The organism is Streptomyces sp. NPDC007917, assembly GCF_042959105.1.
In the GTDB taxonomy this organism is placed as follows: domain Bacteria; phylum Actinomycetota; class Actinomycetes; order Streptomycetales; family Streptomycetaceae; genus Streptomyces.
The window spans coordinates 38,317-46,638 of record NZ_JBIBKK010000046.1; the positions used below are offsets into that span (position 1 = coordinate 38,317).

The 8,322-nt window shown below is 69.4% G+C and carries 5 protein-coding genes; all 5 read right to left on the reverse strand.

Features of this window, described 5'->3' with window-relative positions; genetic code table 11:
• Nucleotides 1–235: 235 nt before the first annotated feature.
• On the reverse strand, nucleotides 236–3,016 hold the full coding sequence (locus ACFZDL_RS45745; protein ID WP_353596724.1) for a condensation domain-containing protein: 2,781 nt from the start codon (nucleotides 3,014–3,016) through the stop codon (nucleotides 236–238).
• 10 nt (nucleotides 3,017–3,026) lie between these two features.
• Nucleotides 3,027–4,214 carry a hypothetical protein gene (locus ACFZDL_RS45750; RefSeq protein WP_353596725.1) on the reverse strand — a complete coding sequence of 396 codons (1,188 nt, stop codon included), beginning with the start codon at nucleotides 4,212–4,214 and terminating at the stop codon, nucleotides 3,027–3,029.
• Nucleotides 4,215–4,296: 82 nt separating this feature from the next.
• Entirely contained in the window at nucleotides 4,297–4,542 is a 246-nt protein-coding gene (locus tag ACFZDL_RS45755) for an acyl carrier protein (protein ID WP_353596726.1), read from the reverse strand.
• A gap of 28 nt (nucleotides 4,543–4,570) precedes the next feature.
• Nucleotides 4,571–5,422 (reverse strand): 3-hydroxyacyl-CoA dehydrogenase NAD-binding domain-containing protein, encoded by an 852-nt coding sequence (locus ACFZDL_RS45760; protein ID WP_353596727.1) that lies wholly within the window; start codon nucleotides 5,420–5,422, stop codon nucleotides 4,571–4,573.
• Nucleotides 5,423–5,437: 15 nt separating this feature from the next.
• Nucleotides 5,438–8,322, reverse strand: a 2,885-nt coding sequence (locus ACFZDL_RS45765; RefSeq protein ID WP_353596728.1) for an SDR family NAD(P)-dependent oxidoreductase, incomplete at its 5' end; no start/stop codon positions are given.

The window sequence follows — 8,322 nt, forward strand, 5'->3', positions numbered from 1 at the left end:
GAATGAACTCGATCATGGAGCGCTGGATACAGACCTGTCGCCGCGAGCTCCTGGACCGGACATTGATCTGGAACCAGCGACACCTACTCCACGCCCTATGCGAGTTCGAGCAGTTCTCCAACGGACACCGACCACACCAGGGCATCGCGAACGCCAGGCCGCTGCACCCAGTGCCCCCGCCGATCGACGATCCCGGCGTGTTGGTCCGCCGGCCCGGCCTCACGCGGCTGCCCTTTCAAGCCGGAGCCGAACGGGCCCCGCGACGAGCCGCAGGCGAGACCTTCGTCCCGATCCGTTCCAGGGCGTCAAGCGCCTCGAACAGGCCGAGACGGTCGTCCTCGCCGCGGCGCATCGTCGTGAGGACGGTGGCCGCCCTGCCGCCCTCGTCCACGGTCTGCTGCAGGGCCGGGGCCAGAACCGGGTGGGCACTGATCTCGACCAGCACGTCGTGCTCGGCCAGGAGCTGCTCGGTGGCCTGCGCCAAGAGGACGGGCTGCCGTAGGTTCCGTGCGAAGTAGCCGGCCGAGATCTGCCTCCAGTCCAGCACGCTTCCCGTGACCGAGGAGACCATGTCGATCCGGCCCTGTCGGGGGGTGATCCTTCCGATCGCTTGTTCCATGTCGGCCATGATCGGGTCGATCGCCGCGCTGTGCGCGGGAAGGTCGACGCGGACCATGGCCGACAGGACATTCAGCGCCTGGAGTTCGGCGACGAGCGTCTTGAGCGTGGACCTGTCGCCGGCCAGTACCGTCGTCCGCGGCCCGTTCATGCCCGCGACGGACACCTTCCCGCCGTAGCGGTCGAGGTGCCGTGCGAGGTCGGAGGCGCTGAGTTCGACCACGGCCATACCGCTGTCGGAGCCCGCCACCCGGCGCTGCTGGTCGCTGTAGTGGTGGACGACGCGAACGGCGTCGGGCAGCTCCAGAATGCCGGCGATGGCGCAGGCGGCGATCTCCCCGACGCTGTGACCCGCCACGGCGTGGGGCCGCACGCCCGCCGCCTCCAGCCACCGTGCGATGCCCACCTGGATCGCGAAGACAATGGGCTGCATGACGCCGACGTCTCCGGTCCTGGCCTCCGGCTCGTCGAGGAACAGCTCGTTGACCAGCGACCATCCGGCGTGGCGGGCGAGGAGCACGTCGCACGCCTCAAGCGCGGCGCGGAAGTCCGGTTCGGTGCGGAACAGGGTGCGCCCCATGCCGACCCACTGCTGTCCGTAGGGCGAGCAGACGAAGGCCACACGGGGTTCCTGCCGCGCGTGGCCGGGCGCGGACGTCGGCGTGACGGCCGGCCCCGCCCCGGCCTCCCGGGCCGCGGCCCAGGAGGCCGGGGCGGGGCCGCCCAGTTCGCTCAGGCGCAGGTCCGGCGTCGCGGCGGCGTCGAGAACCGCCAGGAAGTCCCGCATCAGTTGCTGCGCGTGCTCCGGCGTGTACAGGTCCAGGGCGAAGGTGAGGCTCACATCGATCCCCTTCGGCTGCCCGTCCCTCGTGGCCTGCTCGAAGAGTTCGAAACGGAGGTCGAAGCGTGTGATGCCCTCCTCGACCGGTTCGGGCCGCACATCGAGTCCGGGCAGGCGGAGTTCGGAGGAGTCGTTGCTCTGGAAGGCGAGCATGACCTGGATGAGCGGGTGCCAGGCCGCGGAACGGGCCGGATTGAGCAACTGGATGATGTGATCGAACGGAATGTCCTGATGGGCGAAGGCCGCCAGATCGGTGCCGCGCACGCGCCGGAGCATCTCCCGGAACGTGGGATCGCCGTCCGTCCGAGTCCGCAGGACGAGGGTGTTGACGAAGAAGCCCACCAGGTCGTCCAGTTGGGTATCGGCCCGTCCGGCCGTGGGGGTGCCGATGGCGATGTCGGTGCCCGCTCCACGGAGGGTGAGCACGGCCGCGAGTGCGGCCTGGACGGCCATGAAGACGCTGGTTCCGGTCTCCCGGGCCAGCTTCTGGAGGGCGCGATGGGTCTGTGCCGGGATCCGTTCGGCGGTCCGGCCTCCCCGATGGGTGGGGGTGGCCGGTCGCTGTGCTGCCACATCGATGCGCAGCCGGTCCGGCATGCCGGCCAGCTCACGCCGCCAGAATCGGCCTTGCCGGTCCAGCAGGCTGTTCGGATCCTCCGGATCGCCCAGGAGGTCGTCCTGCCAGAGCGTGTAGTCGACGTACTGCACGGGCAGATCGGGCCAGTCCGGCCGCTGGCCCCGGCACCGGGCGGCGTAGGCGAGCCCGAGGTCCCGGGCGAGGGGCACCAACGACCATCCGTCACAGGCGATGTGATGTACCGTCAGCAACAGGACGTGGTCGTCCTCGGCCAGGCGGAAGAGCCGGGAGCGCAACGCGGTCTCGCAGGTGAGGTCGAAGGCATAGCCCGCCTCGGAGGTGAGGGCTCCGGGCAGCTCGGCCGCGGTGACCACCTGGGCCGGCAGCTCCACCGGCGCCTCGTCGGGTTCGAGCACGACCTGCTGCGGGCGGCCGTCCCAGTCCGGGTAGGCGGTGCGCAGACTCTCGTGCCGGTGGACCAGGTCGCCGAGCGCGCGCCGCAGCGCCGGCACGTTCAGCTCGCCCCGGAGGCGGTGGGCCATGGGCATGTTGTAGTTCGCGGCTGCGCCGTGCAGGCGGTTGAGGAACCACAGCCGGCGCTGGGTCTGGGAGAGGGGTATCTCCGGTGGCCGCCGCATCCGCCGCAGGGGAGGCCTGCCGTTTCCCTCGCCCTGTGCGAGGTGGCCGGCCAGGGAGGCGACCGTCGGCGACTCGAATATGGTGCGCAACGACACCTCGACGCCCAGCGCGGTGCGCACCCGGGCCGACAGCCTGGTCGCCAGCAGCGAGTGACCGCCCAGTTGGAAGAAGGAGTCGTCGATCGTGACGCGGTCGACGCCGAGCACCTGGGCGAAGATGGCGCACAGCAGCTCCTCCTCCGGTGTGCGCGGGGTACGGCCCGAGGAGATCCCCGGTACGGCGGAACCGGCCTCGGCGGGGGCGTCGTCCGGGACCTGACGGGTGGGTGCAGCGTCGTTCACGAGGCCTGCCCTACAGTCCGGTTCCGGCGCGGACAGGGGTCGGCCAGGCTTCGGGAGCTACGCCGTACTGACACAAGAAGGCGTAGACGAGCCGCTCCAGCCCGAATCCGACACAACCGCTCCTGATCATGCCGCCGGAACCGTGTGCGATCCCGAAGGCCTCGCCGAACAGGTCGTCGTGGAAGTTGAAGGATCCGACGGCGATGGTGCGGTCGGCGGCGACAGGCAACTGCAGCTCGTATTTCAGCTCCAGCAGGCGTTGTGACCAGATGCGCCCGGAGGTGTCCGTACCGCAGAAGAACGGGTCGTTGCCCACGGCGCAGAAGCCGCTCAGGCCGAGAGACTCGACGTAGGCGAAGATGTTGCGCATGAAGCGTTCGCGGGCGCCGAGGACCTCCTCCCGCGTCCCCATGAACACGATCTCCCGGATGGTGAAGTCCCACAGCCGTTCCATGGTGGTGGAGTAGGCGGCCTCGAAACGGAAGGACTTGCCCCGGGCCGTGACGACATGCAGCCTGTCCGAGGCGAGGGTGCGCCCCTTGTACTGGTGGAAGGTGTGGTAGCACATCGTGGGCGGCAGACAGTAGTCCACGTTGTCGCAGTGTCCCAGCACGCCGGCGTCGATGCCCGAGTCGGCGTACGTCGCCTGAAAGGCACGGTAGACGTCGATGTCGTTGCGCAGTCGGCTGACGAACATCAGATGCTGCGGAAAGGCCTTGAAATAGCCGGAGGTCTGAAGCGCCGTGGTGCTGATGAGTGTGGGGTACCGCTGTTCCAGGGCGGTGAAGTCCTGCGCGAGGATCTCGCGCACGGCGGTGTCGAAGTAGGCCAGGAGGGACAGCAAGGGCTCGCCCATGGCGACCTGGCCCTCACCCGCCTCGCTCACCGCGCCCGCCGCCACGAGTTGCTCGAACACGTCCTCCTGCACGGAACGCTGATGGGGTGACGTCCAGATCGCCTTGGGCGGTGTCACCCACTGCTTGCGTACGTCGTTGTCCACCACGAAGTTGACCTTCTCGGTCAGCACATCGTGGGCGGGGGAGCCGTTGGTGACGAGGGCCACCCCACGTATCTCCCCCTCCTCGCGGACGAGTTCGAAGCCGGTGATGTCCGGTGACACGAAGAAGAGGCGGCGTTCGATCTCCGGTGCCAGCGCTTCGGGCAGCGGGGTGTGCAGGTCGATGTGGGTGTGCGTCACGTGTGTACTCCTCGCCTGGGGGAGGGAAACGAGGCCGGCGGGCGTGACGGGCGGTGGAGAGCCACGCCCGCCGGAACGGGATTCAGACGGCGGTCTTCGCAGTGACGAGGCGGACGAGGCCGTCCACCGTGCGGAAGTTGTCGAAGTCCATGTCCTCGGGCCGCAGAGCCAGTCCGAGGTCCCTCTCCAGGAACTGCGCGAGCTGCATGGCGAAGAGGGAGTTGACGTACCCCAGGGCGAAGAAGTCGTCGCTGTCGGCGAGAGGCTGACCTGCCAGCTGGGGAGCGAGGAACTCCCGGATGCGCTGTCGGGCGTCGTCATGTGTCATGTTCGGCTCTCCTGTGCGATGGGTGATGTCAGTAGATGTAGAAACCGCGGCCTGTCTTGCGCCCCAGCAGGCCGGCGTCGACCATCCGCAGCAGGAGCGGGGCCGGCCGGTACTTGGTGTCCCGGAAGCTCTCGTACAGGACGGTGATCGAGTTCAGGATCGTGTCGAGGCCGATGAGGTCAGCGGTTTCCAGCGGACCCATCTTGTGGCCGAAGCAGCCCTTGAACATCTTGTCGACGTCCTCGGCCGAAGCGACCTGGTCCTGCACGCAGAAGATCGCCTCGTTGATGGTCGGCATCAGCACCCTGTTGGTCACGAAGCCCGGGGCGTCGCCGACCACGATGCCCTCCTTGCCGAGTTCCCGCAGCAGCCCCAGGGCGGTGCTCAGGGTGTCGTTCGAGGTGAAATGACCCCTGACGACCTCGACCGTGTCCATCAGGGGCACCGGATTCATGAAATGCAGCCCGATGACCTCGGACGGACGTCGGGTCACCGATCCCACTCGGGTGATCGGAACCGCTGACGTGTTCACCCCGAATATCACTCCAGGACGGCACAGGGCGTCGATCTCCTCGTACACCTCGCGCTTCACGGACCAGTTCTCGGTGACGTTCTCCACCACGAAGTCGACGTCGGCCAGGGCCGTCAGACCGGTGTCGCAGCGGATGCGTTCCCGGACGGAGTCGGCGCCGTCCTTGAGCGTGCTCACGCCGAGCATCTCGTTGACCAGCAGATCGCGCCGGATCTGTGCCACCGCGCTGTCGAGCTGACTGTGTGACACGTCGACGAGGACCACCTCCATGCCCGCCTCGGCGAAGGACTGGGCGACCCCCCGGCCGATGGTCCCGGCCCCGACCACCCCTACTGTGCGCACGCTCACGCCGTACCGCCTTTCTCAAGAGAGGGAGCCGTCCATGGCTCCGGCACCTTCGCGGTCAAGGTGCTTGGCCAGCTCCGCGACCGTTTCGTACGTGTAGAGATCCGCCATCGACACCCGGACCTGCATCAGCTTCTGGATCCGCTGCGCCAGCCGCAGCGCCGCCAGCGAATCGACCCCGAGCGCGAAGGAACTGTCGTGGACGTTCAGTTCGGCCAGACCCAGCTCCGTGGCCCAGATGTGGGCGAGCGTTCGCTCGGTCCCGGTGTACGTGTCCTCCTTCTTGCCCAGGAGCCTGAGCCGAGCGGGATCGTCGCCGCTGCGCGCGGTGTCCGCCGGGGGTGCCGTGGAGTCCTGGGCGGATGCCGCGGCCCGGCGGATCGGCTCGGACAGCACGACATGGCCGCGGTCCACCAACGCGGCGAGGGGGCCGTCGGCCCGGGCGAGCCGCGGAGAGTTGATCTCGCCCACGATGACCGACCGGCCCGACGAGGCGAGGATCTCCTCGAAGCTGCTCAGCGCCTCCTCGACGGGGAGAGAGCGGAAGAAGCCCTGGTCCCGCGGTACTCCGTGGTCGAAGGCCATACCGACATCGAGCCAGTCGCTCCAGCCGATCGTCACCGTCCTGCGGCCACGCGCCGAGCGCTCGTCGGCGAAGTGGTCGAGGTAGCTGTTCGCCGCGGTGTAATCGCCTTGGCCCGGGGCTCCGAAGACCGAGACCGTCGAACCGAAATTCACCATGAGCTTCGGCGGGGCGTCGCGCGTGACGAGGTCCAGCACCGCGGCGCCGAGTACCTTGGGTGCCAGGGTGCGCCGGAAGGTCTCGGGGTCCTTGCGGAAGAGGAAACCGTCCCCCGCCACGCCGGCCGCGTGCACCACGTAGTCGACCGCTCCCAGCTCGCTGCGGATGAGCCGGACGATCTCCGTCATCCGCGCCGGATCCACGACATCGGCGCTGTAGGTGCGCACCTCCGCCCCGCTGCCGGCCAACTCGCGCAGGATCCCGATCCGTCGCCGCAGCGCGGGGTCGCAGACCTCGTCCCACCGCTCCTGGGGCGGCATTTCCGTACGGCCGACCAGAGCCAGGCGTACCCCTGGGACGGTACGGCTCAGGTGACGGGCGACCGCCAGGCCGAGGCCACCGAGTCCGCCCGTGATGAGGAAGACATCGCCTGCTTGGACGTGCGGGATGTGAGGATCCCTCTTCAGCTGTACAGGAACCAGCTGGGCGACATGGCGTACTCCGTCGCGCAGGGCCACGGTCGCGGGGGTGCGCACGCCGAGGAGTTCGGCGCACACGGCGTCGGCGCCGGTGTCCCCGCAGACGTCGACGCAGAGCACGCCCAGCCCGTCGTTCTCCAGCGCCGCCACCTTGGCGAGGCCGAACAACGTGGCGTGCACGGCCTCCGCCGCTCTTTCACGGCCCGTCACCCGGGCGACGGACGGGGCGACGACACTGAGCCGGTCCGGCATGGCGCCGCGTCCGGACAGGCACTGGAGCAGGTGGAACAGGCTGTGGACGCCCCGTGACAGCTGTGCGTCGAGGATCGCCGGCTCGTCGTGGAGACGTGGGTCCACCGGCCCGGCGACGTGCACCACCTCGTCGAACACCGGGCCGCTGAGCGCGTCGAGCAGCCGGCCGAACCCGTCAGGCGTGGGCGGCACGCGGTAGCGGCCGGCGTCCATCGCCGACCAGGACTCGTCGAGCGTCGCCTCGGCGACATCGACGCCGTGCGCGCGCAGGGCCTCTCCGAGTTGCCCGGCCATGCCGTTGTCCTCTCCCACCAGCAGCACACGGCGAATGGCGGCCGGCGTCCCCGTGGGCGCGGGCGCCTGGATCCAGCGAAGGGCGTGGTGGCGAGCGTGCGGACGCAGCTGGGCCACGGTGCGCCGTGCGTCGGTGACGCGCTTGACGGTGAATCCGGTGATCTCGACGGCCACCGCCCCGGATTCGTCGCAGATCAGCACGTCGGTCTTGCGGACCTCGCCGTCGCCGCCGTGGTCCGCGTGCGGTCGGACATAGCTGATCCCACGCCGCGGCAGCGCGGTGTGGATGCGCAGCGAGTCGTAGCCGACGGGCAGGAAGAACCCGCGGTCCTCGCGTGCCCGGAGCGAGTCGTCGGCGCTCCGCAGGACCGCGAAACCGTGGAATCCGGTGGCCAGGTCGAGCAGCGCGGGGTGCAGGATGTGGTCGCGGCACTCGGACGCGTACTCCTCGGGGAGGTCCAGCTCTCCGAGCGCGCGGCGCACACCCACCCGGACCGTCCGCAGACTCCCCTGCCAGCGGTGGCCGAACTCCATGGTCCTGTGCTCGGCCTGGTGCGCCGCGGTGTCCACGGTGTCCAGCGCACACTCCGCCCGCAGTGCCGCCACGTCCCGCTGCCGCGGTTTCTCCGGCTGCGGCAGGACGCTCACCGTCCCCTGGACGTGCAGGGTCCACGTGTCGTCCCGGGGGTCGTGGCTCGCCACGGTGAACGTGGCCAGTCCGTCACCGGCTTCCCGCACGGTGGTGTGCACCGTGCGGGACGTTCCCTCCTGCACCAGCAGCGGGACGAGGAAGGTGACGTCACGAATCTCCGTGGCCGGGCGCCCGAGCAGGGTCTCCGCGGCGGCACGGCCCATGTCGAGATACGTCGTGCCGGGCACGATCGCCTCACCGAGCAGTTTGTGCTCCGACAGGACCCAGTGCCGGTCCACCGCGAACTCGGTGAGGAAGACGCACTGGTCCATCGACCGCACCAGGAGGCTGTCGAGCAGGGGATGCGGCCCGGGAGTGGCACGCGGCGCGGCTGTCTGCGGGGTGGCTGTGTCGATCCAGTGGTGTTTGGGGTTGAGGGGGTGGGTGGGGAGGGGGGTGTGGTGGTGGGTGTGTGGGGGGTGGTAGGTGGTCCAGTTGGGGGTGG

What these genes read in the sequence shown, in the direction of transcription:
- ACFZDL_RS45755 (WP_353596726.1), bottom strand. Translation starts at nt 4,542, where the DNA reads ATGACACATGACGACGCCCGACAGCGCATCCGGGAGTTCCTCGCTCCC.